This window comes from Streptomyces odonnellii, from assembly GCF_000981895.1.
Lineage (GTDB): Bacteria > Actinomycetota > Actinomycetes > Streptomycetales > Streptomycetaceae > Streptomyces > Streptomyces odonnellii.
This window is the reverse complement of sequence record NZ_LATD01000325.1, coordinates 1-3,143: the sequence shown is the minus strand read 5'-3', so window position 1 is coordinate 3,143 and position 3,143 is coordinate 1. Positions and strand designations below refer to the sequence as shown.

Annotated in this window: 1 protein-coding gene and 1 pseudogene; both read left to right on the top strand. The window is 72.3% G+C overall.

The features are described 5' to 3' along the window. Nucleotides 1–162 (top strand): annotated as a pseudogene (locus WH07_RS27760) (IS982 family transposase); the annotation flags it as partial. Between the two features lie 323 nt (nt 163–485). After that, nucleotides 486–3,074: an alpha-glucan family phosphorylase gene (glgP, locus tag WH07_RS27755; RefSeq protein ID WP_046505719.1), complete on the top strand. Its 2,589-nt coding sequence runs from the start codon at nt 486–488 to the stop codon at nt 3,072–3,074. Nucleotides 3,075–3,143 lie beyond the last annotated feature (69 nt).

Sequence of the window (3,143 nt, the reverse complement as noted above, 5' to 3'; positions counted from 1 at the left end):
ACCCTCAAGGGCCAGCTCAGCCTGGAACAGCACGGCGGCAGGACCCCGGCCGGAGTCTTCGCCCGCACCGGCCAACGACTCCTCGCCCTCGCAGCCGCCATCTGGCACAACTGGACCACCGGCGCCAAGACCAAACGATCCCTGATCGCCTTCGACCACTGAGAACATCGGACTCATTCATCTAGGGCGTCTCTTGTGGATCTTGCTGGGCTCGCGTGCCCTGGCACCGCGCCTCGCCGCGTTGTCGTCAGTCGCCGACGCTCCGCGTGGACTCCCTCCTCCGCCTTGCGATCCACGGCACCAGACCCCGCTCCCTGACCCAGCCTGATCCACAAGACACGCCCTGGGGCGTGGAGCGCCGGACGTGAATGCGCGAACGCGCCGTGGTTGCCTACGGCGCGGGAGGACTACCGTCGGAGGGACGGCGGACCGCACACCCGTGGTGCGCCCGCCCTGACTCGTAGGTCCCTGCGAAGGTGGAACACGTGAAGGCAATCCGTCGGTTCACCGTCCGCCCCGTCCTGCCCGCACCACTCCAACCGCTCGGCGACCTCGCCCGCAATCTGCGCTGGTCCTGGCACACCGAGACCCGAGAGCTCTTCGAATCCGTCGACCCCGCCGACTGGCGGGCCGCCGACGGCGACCCCGTACGGCTGCTCGGATCCGTCTCCGCCGCCCGTCTGGCCGAGCTGTCCGCGGACAGTTCCTTTCTCGGCCGGCTGGCCGACGCCGCGGCCGGTCTCGACACCTATCTGCGTGGCGACCGCTGGTACCAGGAGCGCGACCGGCAGGGTGCCGGGCTGCCCGCCGCCGTGGGCTACTTCTCGCCCGAGTTCGGGATCACCGCGGCCCTGCCCCAGTACTCCGGCGGCCTCGGCATCCTCGCCGGCGACCATCTCAAGGCCGCCAGCGATCTCGGCGTACCGCTCATCGGCGTCGGCCTGCTCTACCGCCACGGCTACTTCCGCCAGTCGCTGTCACGGGACGGCTGGCAGCAGGAGCAGTATCCGGTCCTCGACCCCAACGAACTCCCGCTCACCCTGCTCCGCGAGGCGGACGGCACCCCCGCCGAGGTCGCCCTCGCCCTGCCCGGCAGGCGCACCCTGCGGGCCCATGTCTGGCAGGCGCGGGTCGGGCGTGTCCCGCTGCTGATGCTCGACTCGGACGTCGAGGAGAACGGCCCGGCCGAGCGCGAGGTCACCGACCGGCTCTACGGCGGCGGCAGCGAGCACCGCCTCCTCCAGGAGATGCTGCTGGGCATCGGCGGGGTCCGCGCGGTCCGTACGTACTGCCGGCTCACCGGCCATCCCGCGCCCGAGGTCTTCCACACCAACGAGGGCCACGCCGGATTCCTCGGCCTGGAGCGCATCCGCGAACTCGTCGACACCGGTCTCGGATTCGAGGCCTCCCTGGAGGCCGTCCGGGCCGGTACGATCTTCACCACCCACACCCCGGTCCCCGCCGGGATCGACCGGTTCGACCGCGATCTGGTCGCCCGCCACTTCGGAGAGGACGGCGAACTGCCAGGCGTGGCCGCCGAGCGCGTCCTGGGTCTCGGGATGGAGAGCTTCCCCGGCGGCGAGCCGAATCTCTTCAACATGGCCGTGATGGGCCTGCGCCTCGCCCAGCGCGCCAACGGCGTCTCCACCCTGCACGGAGCGGTCAGCCGCGAGATGTTCGCCGGTCTCTGGCCCGGCTTCGACGCGGAGGAGGTGCCCATCATCTCCGTGACCAATGGCGTGCACGCGCCGACCTGGGTCGCACCCGAGATCGCCCGGCTGTCCGGCGGCGGTCCCGACGCGACGCTGTCGCCCGCGGTGCCGGACGCCGATCTCTGGGACGTACGGAGGATCCTGCGCGAGCAGCTCGTCACGGAGGTACGGCAGCGGCTGCGCGCGTCCTGGCTCCAGCGCGGCGCCCAGGCCGCCGAGCTGGGCTGGATCGACGGAGTCCTCGACCCGGACATCCTGACCATCGGCTTCGCGCGCCGCGTCCCCTCGTACAAACGGCTCACCCTGATGCTGCGCGACCGCGACCGGCTGACCGATCTGCTGCTCGACCCGGAGCGGCCGGTCCAGATCGTGGTCGCGGGCAAGGCGCATCCCGCGGACGACGGCGGCAAGCGGCTGGTGCGGGAGCTGGTGCGGTTCGCCGACGACCCGCGGGTGCGCCACCGCATCGTCTTCCTGCCCGACTACGGCATGGGCATGGCGCGCAAGCTCTACCCGGGCTGCGACGTCTGGCTGAACAATCCGCTGCGGCCGCTGGAGGCGTGCGGCACCAGCGGAATGAAGGCCGCGCTCAACGGCTGCCTCAATCTGTCGGTCCTGGACGGCTGGTGGGACGAGTGGTTCGAGCCGGACTTCGGCTGGGCCATCCCCACCGCGGACGCCGCCACCGACGAGAACCGCCGGGACGAGCTGGAGGCGAACGCCCTCTACGCGCTGATCGAGGATCGGGTCGCGCCGCGCTTCTACGACCGGGGCGCGGACGGGCTGCCCGACCGCTGGATCGAGATGGTCCGCAGCACGCTGGTCACGCTGGGGCCGAAGGTGCTCGCGGGACGGATGGTGCGCGAGTACGTGGAGCGGCTGTACGAGCCCGCCGCCCACGCCCACCGCGCGATGGACGCGGCGACCGCGGCGGAGCTGGCGTCGTGGAAGTACCGCATGCGCACGCTGTGGCCCTATGTGTCGGTCGACCATGTGGAGGCCGTCGCGGCGACCGCCGCGGGAGGCGCGGCCGAGCTGGGCTCCACGCTCTCCCTGCGGGTCCGGGCCGCGCTGGGCGAACTGCGCCCGGACGATGTGGAGGTGCAGGCCGTCGCGGGCCGGGTGGGCTCCGACGACACACTCGTGGACGCGCGGGCGTACGCGCTGAAGCCGGCCGGCGGGCCGGATCCGGAGGGGCGCTGGGTGTACGAGGGGCCGCTCGTCCTGGACCGTACCGGCCCGTACGGCTACACGGTCCGGGTGCTGCCCTCGCATCCGCTGCTCGCCACCAGCGCGGACCTGGGGCTGGTGGCGCTGCCCACGGAGGCGACGGGCGAGGGCGCGGGGGTCCTGCTGCGCTGAGCGCTGCGGCGCCGACGGCCGGGCCCACGGTCGCCGGGTATCCATGGCCATTGGTCCAGACCTTGACGT